The sequence below is a fragment of the Flavobacterium sediminis genome, assembly GCF_003148385.1.
Lineage (GTDB): Bacteria > Bacteroidota > Bacteroidia > Flavobacteriales > Flavobacteriaceae > Flavobacterium > Flavobacterium sediminis.
Genome location: NZ_CP029463.1, coordinates 3266988 through 3284626, shown reverse-complemented (window position 1 = coordinate 3284626; position 17639 = coordinate 3266988). Strand labels below are relative to the sequence as shown.

18 protein-coding genes and 1 pseudogene are annotated in these 17639 nt (G+C 32.7%); 9 read left to right on the top strand and 10 right to left on the bottom strand.

From position 1 onward, the window contains the following. Nucleotides 1-11: 11 nt before the first annotated feature. Genes rsmD through DI487_RS15230 form a run of 3 tightly spaced genes read right to left on the bottom strand, consistent with a single transcriptional unit; the run spans nt 12 to nt 2150 of the window. Nucleotides 12-596, bottom strand: coding sequence for a 16S rRNA (guanine(966)-N(2))-methyltransferase RsmD (gene rsmD / locus DI487_RS15240; protein WP_109570411.1), 585 nt, complete (start codon nt 594-596; stop codon nt 12-14). Continuing rightward, nucleotides 593-1405 carry a DUF3822 family protein gene (locus DI487_RS15235; protein WP_109570410.1) on the bottom strand — a complete coding sequence of 271 codons (813 nt, stop codon included), beginning with the start codon at nt 1403-1405 and terminating at the stop codon, nt 593-595. The genes rsmD and DI487_RS15235 overlap by 4 nt, the downstream gene beginning before the upstream one ends. After that, nucleotides 1389-2150: a hypothetical protein gene (locus tag DI487_RS15230; RefSeq protein ID WP_109570409.1), complete on the bottom strand. Its 762-nt coding sequence runs from the start codon at nt 2148-2150 to the stop codon at nt 1389-1391. Before DI487_RS15230 ends, DI487_RS15235 begins: the two co-directional genes overlap by 17 nt. A gap of 122 nt (nt 2151-2272) precedes the next feature. Between DI487_RS15230 and DI487_RS15225 the strand changes: the two genes are divergently transcribed. The 3 genes from DI487_RS15225 to DI487_RS15215 are packed head-to-tail and all read left to right on the top strand — an operon-like array spanning nt 2273 to nt 5065. Then, nucleotides 2273-3697 carry an ATP-dependent DNA helicase gene (locus DI487_RS15225; protein ID WP_109570703.1) on the top strand — a complete coding sequence of 475 codons (1425 nt, stop codon included), beginning with the start codon at nt 2273-2275 and terminating at the stop codon, nt 3695-3697. Between the two features lie 10 nt (nt 3698-3707). Further along, nucleotides 3708-4442: a 3-deoxy-manno-octulosonate cytidylyltransferase gene (kdsB, locus tag DI487_RS15220; RefSeq protein ID WP_109570408.1), complete on the top strand. Its 735-nt coding sequence runs from the start codon at nt 3708-3710 to the stop codon at nt 4440-4442. 2 nt (nt 4443-4444) lie between these two features. After that, nucleotides 4445-5065 (top strand): hypothetical protein, encoded by a 621-nt coding sequence (locus DI487_RS15215; RefSeq protein ID WP_109570407.1) that lies wholly within the window; start codon nt 4445-4447, stop codon nt 5063-5065. Between the two features lie 2 nt (nt 5066-5067). Here the strand turns inward: DI487_RS15215 and DI487_RS15210 are convergent, their stop codons facing one another. Further along, nucleotides 5068-5730, bottom strand: a complete 663-nt coding sequence (locus DI487_RS15210) for a spermidine synthase (protein ID WP_109570406.1) — start codon at nt 5728-5730, stop codon at nt 5068-5070. Nucleotides 5731-5788: 58 nt separating this feature from the next. Here DI487_RS15210 and DI487_RS15205 point away from each other — a divergent pair, with 58 nt between their 5' ends. Both DI487_RS15205 and rsgA read left to right on the top strand, forming a co-directional pair. Further along, nucleotides 5789-6334 (top strand): 1-acyl-sn-glycerol-3-phosphate acyltransferase, encoded by a 546-nt coding sequence (locus DI487_RS15205; protein ID WP_109570405.1) that lies wholly within the window; start codon nt 5789-5791, stop codon nt 6332-6334. Between the two features lie 317 nt (nt 6335-6651). Continuing rightward, nucleotides 6652-7719: a ribosome small subunit-dependent GTPase A gene (gene rsgA / locus DI487_RS15200; RefSeq protein ID WP_109570404.1), complete on the top strand. Its 1068-nt coding sequence runs from the start codon at nt 6652-6654 to the stop codon at nt 7717-7719. A gap of 245 nt (nt 7720-7964) precedes the next feature. Here the strand turns inward: rsgA and DI487_RS15195 are convergent, their stop codons facing one another. Then, complete coding sequence (locus tag DI487_RS15195; RefSeq protein ID WP_109570403.1) at nt 7965-8459, bottom strand: helix-turn-helix domain-containing protein; 495 nt, start codon at nt 8457-8459, stop codon at nt 7965-7967. 311 nt (nt 8460-8770) lie between these two features. Between DI487_RS15195 and DI487_RS15190 the strand changes: the two genes are divergently transcribed. From DI487_RS15190 to DI487_RS15180, 3 genes are read left to right on the top strand one after another with little or no spacing between them, the layout of a single operon-like run. After that, on the top strand, nt 8771-9928 hold the full coding sequence (locus DI487_RS15190; RefSeq protein WP_109570402.1) for a M14 family metallopeptidase: 1158 nt from the start codon (nt 8771-8773) through the stop codon (nt 9926-9928). A 36-nt stretch (nt 9929-9964) separates the two neighbouring features. Continuing rightward, the gene (locus tag DI487_RS15185; RefSeq protein WP_109570401.1) at nt 9965-10444 is read left to right on the top strand and encodes an Lrp/AsnC family transcriptional regulator; all 480 of its coding nucleotides are present in this window, start codon (nt 9965-9967) and stop codon (nt 10442-10444) included. 60 nt (nt 10445-10504) lie between these two features. Next, entirely contained in the window at nt 10505-10966 is a 462-nt protein-coding gene (locus tag DI487_RS15180) for a DinB family protein (protein WP_245896450.1), read from the top strand. Nucleotides 10967-11056: 90 nt separating this feature from the next. Here the strand turns inward: DI487_RS15180 and DI487_RS15175 are convergent. The 4 genes and pseudogenes from DI487_RS15175 to aroB all read right to left on the bottom strand — a co-directional run. Further along, nucleotides 11057-11353: pseudogene (locus tag DI487_RS15175) on the bottom strand (hypothetical protein); the annotation flags it as partial. Nucleotides 11354-11439: 86 nt separating this feature from the next. Continuing rightward, the gene (locus DI487_RS15170; RefSeq protein ID WP_109570399.1) at nt 11440-12411 is read right to left on the bottom strand and encodes a deoxyhypusine synthase family protein; all 972 of its coding nucleotides are present in this window, start codon (nt 12409-12411) and stop codon (nt 11440-11442) included. A 56-nt stretch (nt 12412-12467) separates the two neighbouring features. Beyond that, a complete protein-coding gene (locus tag DI487_RS15165) occupies nt 12468-13874 on the bottom strand; it encodes an arginine decarboxylase (RefSeq protein WP_109570398.1) in 1407 nt (468 codons plus the stop codon). Between the two features lie 295 nt (nt 13875-14169). Then, nucleotides 14170-15237, bottom strand: coding sequence for a 3-dehydroquinate synthase (aroB, locus tag DI487_RS15160; RefSeq protein ID WP_109570397.1), 1068 nt, complete (start codon nt 15235-15237; stop codon nt 14170-14172). A gap of 95 nt (nt 15238-15332) precedes the next feature. Between aroB and DI487_RS15155 the strand changes: the two genes are divergently transcribed. Then, a complete protein-coding gene (locus DI487_RS15155; protein ID WP_109570396.1) occupies nt 15333-16499 on the top strand; it encodes a proline dehydrogenase family protein in 1167 nt (388 codons plus the stop codon). Between the two features lie 30 nt (nt 16500-16529). On the opposite strand, the gene DI487_RS15150 is transcribed toward DI487_RS15155, so the two are convergent. Further along, the gene (locus tag DI487_RS15150; protein ID WP_317046234.1) at nt 16530-17534 is read right to left on the bottom strand and encodes an MFS transporter; all 1005 of its coding nucleotides are present in this window, start codon (nt 17532-17534) and stop codon (nt 16530-16532) included. Between the last annotated feature and the right edge of the window lie 105 nt (nt 17535-17639).

The window sequence follows — 17639 nt, the reverse complement described above, 5'->3', positions numbered from 1 at the left end:
TCTCTGTACTTTTAATCTTCTTCGTCAAAATCGTCTTCCTCTTCCTCATCTTCTTCGCTTTCAATTTCAAAGAAAGAAAAAACCGTTCCACCATAGTGTTTAGAAAAAGTAAAATGCATCATGTGTTCTAATTTGGTATCTTTAGAATGCTCCACGATCAGCATACCTTCTTCGTCTAAAATTTCATTTTCGAAAACTAAGGTTACGATACGCTCAAATTGTTCTTGGGTCAGATCATACGGCGGGTCTGCAAAAACAATATCGTATGATGTATGACAACGTTCAAGATATTTAAAGACATCACTTTTAAGAACAGTGATATCAAAATCTAATTCGTCAGCCGTTTTTCTGATAAAGTTTACACAACCGAAATCAGCATCAACACAAGTAATCGGCGTAGCGCCTCTTGAGGCAAATTCGTAACTAATATTTCCGGTTCCGGCAAAGAGTTCTAATATTTTTAAATTACTAAAATTGAAATAGTTATTTAAAATATTGAAAAGAGACTCTTTGGCCATGTCAGTTGTAGGACGAACAGGCAATTTTTTGGGAGCAATTAATCTTCTCCCTTTATATTTTCCGGAAATTATTCTCATGAATGTAGTAAAATATAGTGTTGACGAATCTCTGATTCTGTTTTAAACCATTTATAGCTCAATTCGTTTGTATTGAGTAATTCAAAGTTACGGATAAATTTATATCCGATTTTGAAGAAATCATCGGTTTTACTCATTGCCCCTAAGACAAATACATTACAGTTCTCAGGATTAAGTTGTAATTGTTCTAAAGTAAATAAAGTATAATAGATAAAATCTTCCGGGGTTTTATATTCAAAAGAATTAAAAAGCAACAATTCATTACTTTTTACAGCAACAATTTCAAAATGCTCTTTTTGAAAATGGATATAAACTCTTTTGTCGAATGTATTTTTAGAGTAGGATAGAAGTTGGTCCACCAGAATACTGTTTGCATTTACATAATCAAAAGACTCATATTGGTCCAACAGAAAATTATTGATGTTCACATAGGGAACATAAACATTGTAGATATCATCTGTTTTTAATTTATCGAAAGCAAATAGATCGGTTTCAAAAACTTTTACGTTGTATTGCAGATAGCTTCCTAAAAAATTTTCATCAAAAAGAGATTCAGGTACAAAAGCATTCAGGCTGTTATCATGAATAACTTTAATTTCATCATATTTTTCAGAGAGTAGGGAAAATTCAGTAAAAGCTTTCCAAAGCTGTTCTTCAATAACTTGATTTTTAGGAAAATCAAATTCATTAAAAGTAATGATCTTATTTGTGAGTAAGTCAAAGACACAAAAAGAAAGTCCACTCAAAGAAACTTGAATGGACAACTTTTTATAATTTTTTTGGGTAATGTCGTTATTCGTTATTGCCATATTTTTTAGGCCAGTTTCCGGTTACCGTTACATCTTCAAGAGAACCTAATTTGATTTCATCTCCATTGATCTCTTCGATCGATTCCACTCTGTTTTCTTGTTCAATCAATTCTTCATCTAAACCTTTTAGGATAGCGTTTTTATCAATTACAGCTTGGAAAACAGGCATTTTAATATCACTTCTTTCCACTTCTCCGGTTTGTAAAGTGATCGGAACGGTTAATTCATCAATTTTAACTTCATTCAATCTTTTGTAACGATCTGTATTTTTGAATAAAGAGTCTTTTACGCTTATATATCCTAAAGTATCAATGATTACAACATCTTTAAAGAAACCACCTTTTCCGGTAGCATCAGTTGTAATTCTGAAAGCAGCATTTCTTTCAGCATCGATAACAGCAGTATCTTTTCTTGAAATGATCGGGAATTTATCATTCTCAACGAAACGTACTAATTCATCAAATGAATCCGTATATTTTCCATGTAATGTTTTGTAACCCAATTCTGCTTTTTTGATATCTAATAATTTTTTTACAGCAATTTCGTAACGTTCATTTTTAGCTTTCTCAAAATTGATAGGCTTCATTACTGAAGCATAGATCAAATAAGTTAAAACACCACAAACTGCCCATAATACAATGGATACAATGAATCGAGCATTTCTTGGTAAGAATTTATCAATTAATTTAACCAAGCCTAGTGCTACAAGGAAAGTAATAACTGCAAATACTAGAAGTAATAACATCTTTATATATAATTTTTAGTTTAATAGGTACGCAAATCTACAATTTTTTTTTCTTCTCAAAAGAAATTCTAACAAAAATCATCTGTATATTTGAAAAAATATATAAGCCATATACATTTATGATGAATTCAGCTTCTTTTTACAAAACCCTGATAAAGCACTTTCCTTTTGAACCTACTTTAAAACAAGATGTTTTTTTTCAAAAAGTAGCCGAATTTATACTGCATCGCAGCAATGACCAGATTTTTATTCTCAAAGGTTATGCCGGAACAGGTAAAACATCCATTATTTCAACTCTAGTTAACCAATTAGTAAACGTAGAAAAAAAATATATATTGTTAGCGCCTACAGGTAGAGCAGCTAAAGTAATAGCTAACTATTCACAAAAACCGGCCTTCACTATTCACAAAAGAATTTATTTTCCTAAAAAAAATAAATCAGGAGCAGTTGCTTTTACCATGCAGCAGAATAAATTTAAGAACACTGTTTTTATTGTGGATGAATCTTCGATGATCTCAGATACCAATCAGGATTCTAAACTATATGAAAACGGTTCATTGCTGGATGATCTTTTATTTTATATCGATTCCGGTAACAATTGTAAACTTATTTTAGTAGGCGATACCGCTCAGTTGCCACCTGTAAATTTAGATGTTAGTCCGGCACTGAATGTAGATACAATGTCTTTGCATTACAATAAAGATGTTGTTCATCTGGAATTGGATGAAGTTATGAGACAAAGTGAATTTTCCGGTATTTTATACAATGCTACGGAATTGCGTTCTTTGTTGAAATCTGTTTTTATTGACCAATTCAGATTTCGCTTGCAAGGGTTTAATGATATAGTGAGGCTTCAGGATAGTTATGAGACTTTAGATGCTATTATGGACTCGTTTCAAAATAACGGAGCAGAAGAAACGGCGTTTATCGTTCGTTCCAATAAAAGGGCCAATCAATATAATATGCAGATCCGTGCTAAGATCTTAGACAGAGAAAGTGAACTATCTGTCGGAGACTTGCTGATGGTCGTTAAAAATAATTATTTTTGGCTTAAGGAAAATTCAGAAGCCGGTTTTATTGCTAATGGTGATATTATTGAAGTAATGCGCATCAGGTCTATTGATGAGCTTTACGGATTCAAATTTGCTACGGTAACGATCAGAATGGTCGATTATCCTAATCAGCCTCCGTTTGAAACGGTTTTGTTATTAGATACGATCAGTAGTGAATCACCGTCATTGACCTATGAAGAATCCAATCAGTTGTATAATGAAGTGATGAAAGATTTTGAAGAAGAAAGACATCAATACCGCAAATTTTTAAAAGTAAAGAATAGTCCGCATTTCAATGCTTTACAGGTGAAATTTTCGTATGCCATAACATGTCACAAATCACAGGGAGGACAGTGGAACACTGTTTTTATTGAGCAACCTTATCTGCCAAACGGTGTTGATAAAGAATATGTGCGCTGGCTGTATACGGCTTTGACAAGAGCAAAACAAAAAGTATATTTGATCGGATTTAAAGACGATTTTTTTGAAAATTAAAAAATAAAGAATGAAAATAATAGCGGTTATACCGGCGCGTTATGCATCAACCCGATTCCCTGCTAAATTAATGCAAGATCTGGGTGGAAAGTCAGTTATCTTGAGAACTTATGAAGCAGCTTTGGCTACAGAATTATTCAATGATGTATTTGTAGTAACCGATTCTGAACTGATTTTTGATGAAATTCAGAAAAGCGGCGGTAAAGCGATTATGAGTCAAAAAGAGCATGAGAGCGGGAGCGATCGTATTGCCGAAGCAGTGGAACACATGGCGGTAGATGTCGTCGTAAATGTTCAGGGCGACGAACCTTTTATAGACCAGAAACCATTGGAACAGTTAATTGAGATCTTTAAACAGGATATCGAAAAAAAAGTAGATTTAGCTTCATTGATGTTTGAGATCAAAGAGAAAGAAGAAATTGACAATCCGAATAATGTTAAAGTCATTGTGGACCAACAAGGTTTTGCGCTTTATTTTTCACGCTCGGTCATTCCTTATCCCAGAGCTGAGAATGTAGGTGTTCGTTACATGAAACACATTGGTATTTATGCTTTTAGAAAAGAAGCCTTAATGGATTTTTATCGTTTACCGATGTTGTCTTTAGAAGCCTCAGAAAAATTGGAACAGCTTCGTTATCTGGAATATGGTAAGCGAATCAGAATGGTGGAAACTCAACACGGTAGTATAGGGATCGATACTCCTGAAGACTTAGAGAAAGCAAGAAATATATTAAAAATCATGTAGTTATGGATAATGATGGAACTAAAAATGTTATAGGTTTTAAAGAAGACCGACTTCAGATCTTAAAAGACAAAAAGCAGCTTTTAACGGATCTGGGAAATGAGATTAATGTATCAAAATGGAAGCGCTCTTTTTCGGCTTTTTATTACAACATCCGATATTTTACATTAATTGCTTTAGCCGGACTTTTATTGGTAGTATCTTTAATTGCTTTTGTAAGTCCGACTACGTTATTCTTTAATTCTGAAGGATATAAAAAAATAGTCGTTAGTGATTTCAGAACGTATTATAAGAATGAAAACCGTAAAACATTGGACGAATCTTTAGTCTTATTACAAAATAAAGACAAGTCAATGACTCTTTCGAAAGTTCAGCAGAATATTGACAGAGCAATTGAAAGAACAGCTATTGAAAACGGTAAATTTAACATCAGATTAATTGCTGCTTTTTTGATAATTCTGGTTATAATTTTATGGGTTACTGCCGGTTTTTCAAAAAAAATGAAAATGCGAAATAAACTGGCATTAAAAACGAATACCGTTATTCAGGAAATCATCAGCGATTACAGTGCGCTTATTGAAGAAGAAGAACGTGAGATCAAAGAGATGAAACAAAATCTGAATTAGAATTAAGCCAATTTTTTAATGGTAAACAATTCGTTGTGTTCTTCAACTTTCGGGTACATTCTCACGGAATAGTTCTTGTTGAACCAGGAACGGTATTCTTGATTCCTTTCTTTATCTTTTTGATCTAAAACCATAGTATTAAACAAGATAAATCCATTTACTTTAAGTAAAAAATTAACTCTGTTAATGAAGAAATCTTGAAATAAAAAGGATGGCATTTGAGTGTCTTGAAAAATATCTATGATGATCAGATCGTATTTTTCTTTAGTTTTTAAAACAAATTCAAAGGCATCATCAATTACAATTTCTACATTAGGAATTACATTCAGCCCGAAATATTGATTGGCTATTTCAATCACATTTTCATCTATTTCTACGCCGGTTATTTTTCCTTTACAAGCTACTTCATCCACCAATGTTTTTATCACACTTCCGCCTGCAACACCTAAAACCAAAATAGAATCAAAATTTTTAATTCGCTCAAAACCGATATATTTTAATCCTTTACGCAGAATACGTTGCAAACTTCCATAAGAATAATTGGTGTTAAGAGAATCCAAAACCAATTGTCCGTTATTCCAAGTTACTTCAAGATTTTTACTAAAAGCAGATTTTTTTTGGTAAATTGTTATAGGAAATAAGAAACTTAAAAGGCGTTGAAACATGAAGTAAAAATTTGTTATCGTAAATATAATGCTATTTTTGTTTTTAAATTGTAACCAAATGAAGCAAATTTTATACAAATTTATTTTTTTCAGACTAATGGGCTGGAAGATAACAGGTTTGTTCCCGGCTAAAATTAAGAAGTGTATCATCATTGTTGTACCGCACACTAGTTGGAATGATTTCTTTATAGGCGTTTTTACCAGAGGGATCTTAAATTTAGAGATGAATTTTGTTGCCAAAAAGGAGCTTTTTACATTTCCTTTGGGTTTTTATTTTAGATGGATGGGAGGTGCTCCTTTAAACAGAGCTAAAAATGAAAACAAAGTAGATGCCATTGCCTCAATTTTTGATAAAAAAGAAGTTTTCAGGTTAGCAATAGCTCCTGAAGGAACCCGTAAAAAGGTAACAGACTGGAAAACGGGTTTTTATTATATAGCTCAAAAAGCCAATGTTCCTATAATGCCGGTAGCTTTTGATTATGAACACAAAGAAGTTAAAATTTTTGAACCTTATTATTTAACTTCAGCTAAGGATAAAGATTTTGATTTCTTACAAAACCTTTTCAGAGGAATAAAAGGAAAGTATCCTGAAAAAAGTTTTTAATTTTTAAAATCAAAATTAATAGACTATTGTTGTGCTTAATACAAAAATGCTCTGCTTTATTTGTACGCTATAAGAGAAAGTTGTAATTTTGTGCTCTAATTAAATTTTATGTCTACTACATCTGTAATATCATATTCGGATATTGTAAAATAGATAGTCAATTTTCTTTGACTATCACCATTCCTTACTTCAGATAATATCTGAAGCATTTCTACTTATTTACATTTTACAAATAAACACATCGATTGTGAACGCTTTTGTATTTAAATTGATTTATAAATACTGTAGTGTTTACAATATTTTAAAACACACAGAATATGAAATTAGAACATTTCGGATATAACGACAAAATAGAAAAACTAAGAATTCAATACAATCTGGTAGACTTTGAAATCGGGAGAATTATTTCAGAACATAAGGAGAGATATATTGTTAAAACTGAAAAAGGGGAATTTGATGCAGAAATCACAGGAAACTTAAGATATACTGCAAATACTCGTGAAGATTTTCCTGCTGTAGGAGATTGGGTTGCGATTTCTGAATATGATGATAATAAAGTTCTCATACATTCTATTTTTCCCAGAAAAACCATCATTGAAAGACAGACAGTTGGCAAACAAGGAGAGAAACAAATCATAGCAACAAATGTAGACTTTGCTTTTATCGTACAAGCAATTGACAATAATTTTAATATCAATCGAATAGAAAGGTATCTGACAATTTGCAATGAAACGAATGTAAAACCGATTATCATTTTAAATAAGATTGACTTGATAAACGATGCCGCTTTAACTGATTTAATTACCAGAGTACAAGAAAGAGTGAAGCAAGTGCCTATAATTGCTATAAGCAATGATTCCAAAAAAGGATTAGAAAAATTGAAAGAATATATTGTAGAAGGTAAAACTTATTGTTTACTAGGTTCGTCAGGAGTAGGAAAATCAAGTCTTCTAAACAATCTTTCAGGTAAAGAACTGATGAAAACAAATACAATTAGCGCGAGCTCAAATAAAGGAAGACACGTTACAAGTCACCGAGAATTAATTGTTCTTGAAAATGGTGGAATTATAATTGACAATCCAGGAATCAGAGAAGTAGGTATCGCAGATTCAGTTGGAGGATTAGAAAAAACATTTGATAAAATAGTTGAGTTGTCTAAAAATTGTAAATTTAAAGATTGCACCCATACAATAGAAATTGATTGTGCTGTAATAGAAGCAGTTGAAAGTGAAAAAGTAGATAAATTGTTCTACGAAAATTATCTGAAAATGAAACGAGAAAAAGAACATTTTGAATCAACTGTAGCTGAAAAACACAAAAAGGACAAAAAATTCGGAAAAATGGTCAAGCAATTTAAAAATTTAAAAAGATCAAATAAGTACTAAGCACAACAGCATGTATAAGCAATAGCGGTTTGGGTATTAATCCAAGCCGCTATTTCATTTAATTATAATGTATTTGGAAACTGAAAAGTAGTCGCTACTACTCATACACAAGACCGTTATATCACCCTATCTGACTGATTTTCTTTAATGAAAGAATTCACAGTTGATTTTAAACTTTTGGCATTCGTATGGAAAGAGCGGACATATTTAATTGGTTTTAGGTAGTAAAGCATTATTTTAAGTCCTTATTTTTTTTGAGTATATTTCGTAAAAGTCCCATCAGCATAAAAAATGACAATTGCATCTATAGTAGAAGTGTTTATAGAGTTTATTAAGGTCTCTTCCAAAACTTGCGTATTTGATTTTTTTTCTTCAGGAATTTCATTTACGCCATTTTTTGTCTCTTCTATATTTTCTGACGAACTAAATAAATCATCAGAAGTAGAATTCCGTTTTTGAACAGGTTGTGACAGAGCAGAAGGAGACTCTACTTTTTTCTTTTCTTGAATTTCAGTTTTAGGAAAAGTTCCCTTCCCATTTAAAATCCAGTACAAGTCTACTTCCGGAAAAACTTCAATTACTTTCATTACAAAATCCAGACTGGGTTTGTTTCTACCCGAGAGTAGGTGAGATAAACTAGAGCGTTGTACACCGATTTTATCGGCAAACGAAGAAGCAGTTAACCCGTAAAAGTCAAAGATATTTTCTAGTCTTTTTGTAAATTCATCAGTGTTTACCATTGTAAATAGGTATTACATCATTGTTTCACAAATGTAAATAAAGTAATTGAAACAAGCAAGTTTACAAATGTAAATAGTGATAAAAACGATGTGAAGTGCTATAATTAAAACTTTAAGTATTAGTATTTAATATGCTGAAATATAGCATTATATGTTTATATAAATAAAATGGTTTACAAATGTGTCTTAATCATAGATAACTAATCAATAAGGACTAGTATAGTAAATTACAATTGTAAATTATCAATAGATTTTATTGTTTTACATTTGTAAACTATAAGATGTTTACATTTGTAAAAAGTTTATAATCCATGAATTTATTAGATATAGCGAAACAAAATTTAGTTTCTGAAATAAAAGGGAGATACGTTACTCTGGAAATGATTTTGCCGTTTCTTAAAACGCTTACTACTGATTTTAAATTAGAAGTTGTCGGGCAGTCTACTTTAGGGAAAGATATTCCGTTAGTAACTTTTGGAAGAGGTTCAAAAAAGCTATTGATGTGGTCTCAAATGCACGGCAATGAATCAACAACTACTAAAGGATTACTTGATTTTCTTCATTATCTTAATTCTGATAGTGTATTCAATACCTTTATTAAAGAGAATTTTACCTTATATATGGTTCCTATCTTAAATCCGGACGGGGCAGAAGCGTATACGCGTGTAAATGCAAATGAAGTTGACTTAAACAGAGACGCTTTTAACCTTTCACAACCGGAAAGTAAAGTATTGAGAAAGCTTGTTGAACAAATACAGCCTGATTATTGCTTTAATTTACACGATCAACGTACTATTTTCGGTACAATTGGGTTGCAAAAACCGGCAACAATGTCATTTTTAGCTCCTGCTTATAATGAAGAACGAGAAGTTAATGATGTTAGACTAAAGGCTATGCACGTTATTAATAAGATGTATGATAATTTACAAGGTGTTATTCCCGATCAAATAGGGCGCTTTGATGATAGTTTTAATATAAACTGTATCGGAGATTATTTAACTGCGCAACAAATCCCTACAATTTTGTTTGAAGCCGGGCATTTTCAGGACGATTATGAGCGTGATACAGTGAGAAAATTTGTATTTATAGCTTTAATTTCAGCGGTTTATGCTATTAACGAAAACGTTATAGTTGATAACGATTTGGAAAAATACTTAACAATTCCTCAAAATTCTCCTCATTTTTTTGATTTTATTTATAAAAACGTGAAAATAATTGAAAATAATCAGAAAAAAATAATTAACTTTGCGGCGCAATATTCTGAATTACTTGAAAATGGTAAGGTTATTTTTGAAGCAAGAATAGCAAAAGTAGGTAATTTAGAAGAAAATGTAGGGCATTGCGAATTTGACGGAGCAAATAAATTATTTTCAGCAGAAAATATCAATTTCCCTAAAATAGGGCGAAAAGCTGATTTTTATTTAGATAATTTGTTAAAATTTTGCAATGGATTAAAAATAAATAACTAATATTGCGTTTTAATATAATTTAATATAAGCACTTTTATGAGTAAGTTTCGTTTAGATGAAGTTGATCACCAAATTTTGGATATGTTGATTGACAATACAAGAGTTCCGTTTACAGATATTGCAAAAAAATTATTAATATCTGCCGGTACTGTTCACGTACGTGTTAAAAAGATGGAGGATGCAGGAATTATTCAAGGTTCTTCATTGACGCTGGATTATGAAAAACTTGGTTACGCTTTTATTGCTTATGTAGGTGTATTTCTTCATAATACTTCTCAGACTAAATTTGTATTGGAAAGAATTAGTGAAATTCCTTTTGTGACAGTGGCTCATGTAACTACCGGAAAATTTAATATTTTCTGTAAAATTCGTGCCAAAGATACTAAACATGCCAAAGAAGTGATTTTCTTAATTGACGATATTGAAGGTGTTTACAGAACAGAGACCATGATCTCTCTCGAAGAAAGCATTAATGATAAAAAACGTTTAATGCACACGATCTTTAAAGAATTGTAAAAATAAATTGTTTATATCTTAAATCCCGATTTTTTCGGGATTTTTTAATTTTAGACCTTTATGAATTCAATAGAACTTTTTTTTCCGCCTTTTTACGAGAAATATATAAAGAATGCCTCGAGACATCAGGATATTGTTGAAGGATTGTTTCAACAAGAAGAAGAGTTGGTAACTTTTTTTAAGCAAATTCCGAAAGATAAAATAGAATTCAGATACGCATCGGATAAGTGGACACCTAAAGATATCCTGCTTCATATAACGGATACTGAACGTATATTTTCATACAGAAGTTTGAGGGTGGCTCGCAATGATAAAACAGCTTTACCCGGTTTTGAAGAAAATGATTTTGTTCAATTTGCTAATGCAAATGACAGATGTATGGAAAGTTTATTAAAAGAATTTCAGACGGTTAGAAAAGCAACAATTTCATTATTTGAAAATTTTAAAGAAGAACAGTTGAACAGAAGAGGAGAAGTGTCCGGAAATCAAATGTCGGTAGGGGCTATGGGTATGTTATTTTAGGACATGAAATGCATCATGTAAATATTATTAAAGAACGCTATTTATAATATAAAAAAGGAGCTTAAATTTTTAAGCTCCTTTTTTATATTAATCTTCTTCAGATTCGTCTGCGATTTCCAGATCTTTTAAAGCATCTAATGAATCATCATCTGCAGGTCCGTCTAAGTCGTCATCTTCAAAATTCTCAATCCTGTCGGCAAGTTTTGTACTTACTTTTACAAGATAAATAGTGTCTTCAGTGCGGACTTCAACAGCTTCAATTGTCTCATTTTTAGCATTTTTAAAACGGATGATATCAGTTTCATCATAGCCGTCAGGGAATTTCTCAACTAGTAGTGTTAAGATTTCGTTTGTCAATTTTGCGTAATCAACAATTACTCTTTTCATTGGGTTGTTTTTAGTCTTGTATTTTTGTCAAATGTAATATCCTAAATGAAAAAATCAAATATTTTAAGGTGATTTTTTTTAAAAAATTACCAACCTAAAATATACGCGAAAATAAGCGGCGCAACAATGGTTGCATCTGATTCTACAATGAATTTAGGAGTGTGAATATCCAATTTTCCCCAAGTGATTTTTTCATTCGGAACTGCTCCCGAATACGAACCGTAACTGGTTGTGGAATCTGATATCTGACAGAAATAAGCCCAGAAAGGAACATCGTGCATTTCCATGTCCTGATATAACATCGGTACAACACAGATCGGGAAATCTCCAGCAATACCTCCTCCGATCTGGAAGAATCCTATTCCTTTTCCTTCACAATTGTTTTTGTACCAATCCGCTAACCACATCATGTATTCTACACCACTTTTCATGGTAGTAGCTTTGAACTCACCTTTAATACAGTAGGATGCAAAAATATTCCCCATAGTACTGTCTTCCCAACCCGGAACTACAATCGGTAAATTTTTCTCAGCAGCAGCAACCATCCATGAATCTTTAGGATCAATTTCATAATACTGCTCTAAAACTCCGGAATTGATCATCTGATACATGAACTCGTGCGGGAAATAACGTTCTCCGGCTTTGTCTGCTTTATTCCAGATGTCATGCAGATGTGATTGTAGTCTTCGGAAAGCTTCTTCTTCAGGGATACAAGTATCAGTCACACGATTGTAATGATTTTCTAATAATTCCCATTCTTCCTGAGGAGAAAGATCGCGATAATGAGGTACTCTCTTGTAAGAGTTATGTGCTACAAGATTCATGATGTCTTCTTCCAGATTCGCACCGGTACAAGAGATAATATGGATCTTATCCTGACGGATCATTTCGGCTAATGACTTTCCTAATTCGGCTGTACTCATGGCACCGGCCAAAGTAACCATCATTTTTCCGTTGTCAAGTAAATGTGTTTCGTATCCTTTTGCAGCATCTACTAAAGCTGCAGCGTTAAAGTGTAGGTAATGATTTTCTACAAATTGACTAATTGGTCCTTTCATGTTTTTTATTTTTTACCGACTCGAATGTTTTTATAAAATATCGGAGCAGTTTATGATTATTGTTGTTTTTTATTGTACCCTAAAATTTCTAATACATCGTCCGCTTTTTGTTGTTCCGAGAAAATTTCGGTAGCTATAATTCCGTTTTTATCCCGATCGATCAAAATGTGTTTGGGCTGAGGGATTAAACAGTGGTGTAATCCTCCGAATCCTCCTATAGTTTCCTGATAAGCTCCGGTATTAAAAAATCCTATATATAAAGGTTTTTCTTTATTGTATTTAGGTAAGTAAACGGCATTCATGTGTTGTTCAGAATTGTAATAATCGTCACTATCACAAGTTAGTCCTCCTAAAAGTACTCTTTCATAGGAGTCATTCCATCGATTCACAGCCATCATAACAAAGCGCTTGTTGATTGCCCAGGTGTCAGGAAGAGTAGTAATGAACGAAGAGTCGATCATATTCCAGTTTTCACGGTCATTTTGTTGTTTTTGGTATAAAACTTCATAAATGGCACCGCCGGATTCACCTACTGTAAACGAACCGAATTCAGTGAAAATATTAGGAACATCAATTTCAGCTTCATCACAAGCAATTTTGATCTGGTTCAGAATTTCTTCCACCATGTATTGGTAATCATAATCAAAAGCTAATGAACTCTTAATAGGGAATCCACCACCGATATTCAAACTATCAAGACTAGGACACTCTTTTTTAAGAGCAATGTAAACTTTCATACATTTTAAAAGCTCATTCCAGTAGTATGCCGTATCACGTATTCCGGTATTGATAAAGAAGTGAAGCATTTTCAGTTCAACTTTTTTATTATCCTGAATCTGTTTGCGGTAAAAAGGAACAATGTTTTTATATCCTATTCCCAAACGAGAAGTATAGAATTCAAATTTCGGTTCTTCTTCCGCTGCAATACGGATTCCTATTTTAAATTTACCTTTGATTTGTTCTTGCAACAAGTCTAACTCTTCATAATTATCAATAACAGGCATTGTATTTTTATGTCCGTTATTAATTAAACGAGCAATATTTTCAATGTATTGTTCGCGTTTGAAACCGTTACATATTACAAAAGTATTTTTATTTATTTTTCCGTCTTCAATCAATTTTTCTACAATATTGATATCGTAAGCAGAAGACGTTTCAATGTGGATATTATTTTTTAGAGCTTCGTCTAGAACAAATTTAAAATGCGAACTTTTGGTACAATAACAGTAGTAATATTTACCGTCATAATCCAATTTTTCCATTGAATTACGGAACCAGGTTTTAGCTCGTTTGATATTTTTTGAAATCTTCGGAAGATAGGTGAACTTCAACGGAGTACCATATTCTTCCACTAGTTTCATCAGGTCAATACCGTGAAACTGTAAATTATCTTTATTTAAAGTGAATTCTTCTTGTGGAAAATAAAAAGTTTGATTAATTAAGTCGTAATAACTTGTCTTCATCTATAAAATTTTATATAAAGTTAAAAAAATAAGTAAAAACTAAAAAAATCAATTGATTCTTATTTTTTTAAACTCTGATATTAGCGAAAAAGATAGGGAACTTCTCGTGTATTGCTTTTAAAAACATAAAGATATCGATGAAAGTAGTAGTATATAAACTTTTAGCAAATGCAAATCGAGTGCTCTTTTGAACACTTATGGGATTCAGACAGATGCTTGTCAGTTTTAATGCTTTCATAGCGGCAAAAATAAAAAATATTGTATTATAAAATACAAATTAAGAATTAAAAAAAAGTCACTTTTGGTAATCTTCAAAAGCATTGTAAATCAAATCGTTATCGCAGAATTGATTAATTTTTATCTTGCCGATACTTTCGAGTAATACAAATTGAACTTTCCCAAACTCATTTTTCTTATCATAAATCATCAAATCGATGATATTTTGAATATCTTTTTCGTCAAAATCTACGATTTCGTAGATGTCATTCAAATGGTATTTGATTTCCTGATATTCTTCATTTATCAAAAAGCCTTTTACCGTTGAAAGGTAAGCTTCTAAGATCATTCCGATCGCAATAGCTTCTCCGTGTAAAAGATTTTCTTTATTCTCGTTCTCTAAAAAATAACTTTCGATAGCGTGACCTAATGTATGCCCGAAATTCAAAGCTTTTCTAATTCCGTTTTCTGTCAGATCTTCAGATACGATGCTGTTTTTTATTTCAACGGATTGGTAAATTAAAGTGTCTAAATCCTCTGTACTTAAGTCTTTTAAATTTTTAAATTTATTCCAATAAGTTTTATCAGCAATTATTCCGTGTTTTAGCATCTCTGCTAATCCGGAGCGCATTTCTCTGGAAGATAAACTGGATAAAAAAGCAGTATCAATAAGAACAGCTTTAGGTTCGCGGATGATTCCGATTTGATTTTTTAGATTTCCCAGATCAACACCATTTTTACCTCCTACAGAAGCATCAACCATAGAAAGTAGAGTAGTAGGGATATTGATAAAATCGATTCCTCTTTTAAATGTACAAGCTACAAAACTACCTAGATCGGTTACAACACCACCTCCCAGATTCAGAACAATGCTCTTTCTGTCACCGCCAAGATCTGTCATAGCCTGCCAAACCTCTAAACAAGTCGCAATATTTTTATGCTGTTCGCCTGCTTCTAATTCAATGATTTCAATTGTTATTTCGGTAACTAACTGTGATAAAAAAGCAGGTAAACAATATTGAGATGTATTTTCATCAACAATTACGAATACTTTTGAATAACGGTCAGTCGTTAATAGTTCGGCTAAATACTGATAGCAATTTTCGTTAAAAAATATTTCGTAATGATTGGCTTTTATGGTTTGCATTGTAAAATTTAATTTTTCTGCAAAATACGGTAATTTTTATTTAAAATAATAGGTTACTGAAGTATATTTGCAGAGCAATTTTATGATTTCTTAAAATGGAAAAAATTTTTGACAACACGGAAATAGCTTTTGCTTTAAAAAGTGATACCGAGTTAGAAAGAGCTTATTTTTTATTCAAATTAATTGAAAGTGAGCCACTTGTAAAGATAGGTACTGCAGTAACCAACTTTGCGTTGAAAGCACATTTGCCGGTGGAGGGATTAATTCGCTCAACGGTTTTTGATCATTTTTGCGGGGGAGTGAACGAAAATGATTGCTTAACGGTAGTGGATAAGATGTTTACCAAAGGAGTATCCTCTGTATTGGACTATTCAGTAGAAGGAAAAGAAGAGGAGATACAGTTTGATTCTGCTCTTGAAATTACACTTAAAACAATTGTGTTCGCAAAAGAGCGTTTAGCTATTCCTTTTGCAGTGTTTAAACCAACCGGCTTCGGACGTTTTGCCTTGTATGAAAAAATTGGAGCAGGGGAGGAACTGACCGAATCAGAGAAATTAGAATGGAAAAAAGTAGAAGAACGTTTTGATAAGGTGTGTAAAACAGCTTATGAATTAGATGTTGCGCTTTTAATTGACGGAGAAGAGAGTTGGATGCAGGATGCTGCTGATGATTTGGTAGCTCAAATGATGCGTAAATACAATAAGGAGAAAGCAGTCGTTTACAATACGCTTCAAATGTATCGTTGGGACAGATTGGATTGCCTTAAAAAGCTACATGAAGAAGCAAAAAAAGAAGGATTTCATATCGGGATGAAATTGGTTCGGGGTGCTTATATGGAAAAAGAAAATAATCGTGCTCAGGAAAAAGGTTATAAATCTCCTATTTGTGTTAGCAAACAAGCGACTGATGAAAACTATGATGCTGCTGTGGCTTATATGCTTGATCATATTGACCACATGGCTGTTTTTGCAGGAACTCACAATGAACATAGTTCGTATAAGTTAATGGAATTGATGGCGCAAAAAGGTATTACTAAAAATGATAAGCGGGTATTTTTCGGACAATTATACGGAATGAGTGATAATATTAGTTATAATTTAGCTGCACACGGGTATAATGTTGCTAAATATTTGCCTTTTGGTCCGGTACGTGATGTGATGCCGTATTTGATCAGAAGAGCAGAAGAGAACACATCTGTTGCCGGTCAAACCAGCAGGGAGTTGATGTTGCTAAAAAAAGAGAAACAAAGACGAAAATTATAAAATAAAAAGGCTGTTTTTAACAGCCTTTTTTTATGTACTTTGATTTCGGTATTTTTTGATATAGGCTAAGCTTAATAGGAATCCTGAGAAAGCCATTAGCGCACCAACTAAAGAAGGATAATTGTAAGAAAGCCCGTTCTCTAAAGGAAGTCCGCCAAAAAAGGCACCTAAAGTATTGGCGATGTTGAATGCGGCTTGCATGAAGGCTGCGGCAATCATTTCTGAATTTTTTGCAGAAGAGAGCATCATCATGTTGATAGGTGAAGAAACAGACATGGATAAGGCGCCGCAAATAAAAGTCAGAATTAAAGCAATAAATTTATATTCTGAAAAGAAAAATACGGTAATTAATGCTAAAGTCATTATAAAAAGTAAAAGTGCACTTGCTTTTGAAGGGCTCATTTTATCAGCTAAAATACCTCCTAATATATTACCGAAAACCATTCCGGCGCCAGCCAGGATCATAATATAAGCCGTACTGTCTTCTGAAAAACCGGATACTTCGGTCATTAATGGTGATATATAGCTGAACCAGGCAAATAATCCTCCGAAACCTATCGCTGTAATGAGTATGACGTGCCAGGCTTGTTTTGATTGAAGAAAAGCAAATTCGGATCTTCCTGTATTGCTACTTAATCGTGGTAAAAACGGTAATAATGTTTTTAAGGTTATTAGTGTTATAAGACCTAAAATAGCTACTATACCAAATGCCCATCTCCAGGTATATGTATGACCTATATAAGTTACTAATGGTACCATTGCTAAATTTGCTATGGTTAATCCGGTGAACATCATGGCGATACTTTGTGCTTGTTTTCCGGGAGATGCCAGTCGGGTGGCAACAACTGTACCAACACCGAAAAAGGCTCCGTGTGGCAATCCGGATAAGAAACGTAAAATGAGTAAACTCCAATAATCAGGCGCTAAGGCAGAAAGTCCGTTGAACAATGTAAAAATAGCCATTAGATACATTAAAATCTTTTTAGGAGGATGTTGAGAGGAAAGAGCAACTAAAACCGGAGCGCCGATAACCACTCCTAAAGCATAGGCTGAAATTAGATGACCGGCTTGGGGATACTGATCTGTAAGTTTTGAGCTACGTCGGGTAGTAAGCCCATAATTACAAATTCTGTAGTGCCA

Excerpts from the sequence above, each read along its gene's own strand:
- DI487_RS15180 (WP_245896450.1), top strand. The coding sequence starts at position 10,505 with ATGAATTCAATAGAACTTTTTTTTCCGCCTTTTTACGAGAAATATATA.
- kdsB (WP_109570408.1), top strand. The coding sequence starts at position 3,708 with ATGAAAATAATAGCGGTTATACCGGCGCGTTATGCATCAACCCGATTC.
- DI487_RS15185 (WP_109570401.1), top strand. The coding sequence starts at position 9,965 with ATGAGTAAGTTTCGTTTAGATGAAGTTGATCACCAAATTTTGGATATG.
- aroB (WP_109570397.1), bottom strand. The coding sequence starts at position 15,237 with ATGCAAACCATAAAAGCCAATCATTACGAAATATTTTTTAACGAAAAT.
- DI487_RS15225 (WP_109570703.1), top strand. The coding sequence starts at position 2,273 with ATGAATTCAGCTTCTTTTTACAAAACCCTGATAAAGCACTTTCCTTTT.
- DI487_RS15195 (WP_109570403.1), bottom strand. The coding sequence starts at position 8,459 with ATGGTAAACACTGATGAATTTACAAAAAGACTAGAAAATATCTTTGAC.
- DI487_RS15170 (WP_109570399.1), bottom strand. The coding sequence starts at position 12,411 with ATGAAAGGACCAATTAGTCAATTTGTAGAAAATCATTACCTACACTTT.
- rsgA (WP_109570404.1), top strand. The coding sequence starts at position 6,652 with ATGAAATTAGAACATTTCGGATATAACGACAAAATAGAAAAACTAAGA.
- DI487_RS15230 (WP_109570409.1), bottom strand. The coding sequence starts at position 2,150 with ATGTTATTACTTCTAGTATTTGCAGTTATTACTTTCCTTGTAGCACTA.
- DI487_RS15235 (WP_109570410.1), bottom strand. The coding sequence starts at position 1,405 with ATGGCAATAACGAATAACGACATTACCCAAAAAAATTATAAAAAGTTG.
- rsmD (WP_109570411.1), bottom strand. The coding sequence starts at position 596 with ATGAGAATAATTTCCGGAAAATATAAAGGGAGAAGATTAATTGCTCCC.
- DI487_RS15205 (WP_109570405.1), top strand. The coding sequence starts at position 5,789 with ATGAAGCAAATTTTATACAAATTTATTTTTTTCAGACTAATGGGCTGG.
- DI487_RS15190 (WP_109570402.1), top strand. The coding sequence starts at position 8,771 with ATGAATTTATTAGATATAGCGAAACAAAATTTAGTTTCTGAAATAAAA.
- DI487_RS15165 (WP_109570398.1), bottom strand. The coding sequence starts at position 13,874 with ATGAAGACAAGTTATTACGACTTAATTAATCAAACTTTTTATTTTCCA.
- DI487_RS15215 (WP_109570407.1), top strand. The coding sequence starts at position 4,445 with ATGGATAATGATGGAACTAAAAATGTTATAGGTTTTAAAGAAGACCGA.
- DI487_RS15210 (WP_109570406.1), bottom strand. The coding sequence starts at position 5,730 with ATGTTTCAACGCCTTTTAAGTTTCTTATTTCCTATAACAATTTACCAA.
- DI487_RS15155 (WP_109570396.1), top strand. The coding sequence starts at position 15,333 with ATGGAAAAAATTTTTGACAACACGGAAATAGCTTTTGCTTTAAAAAGT.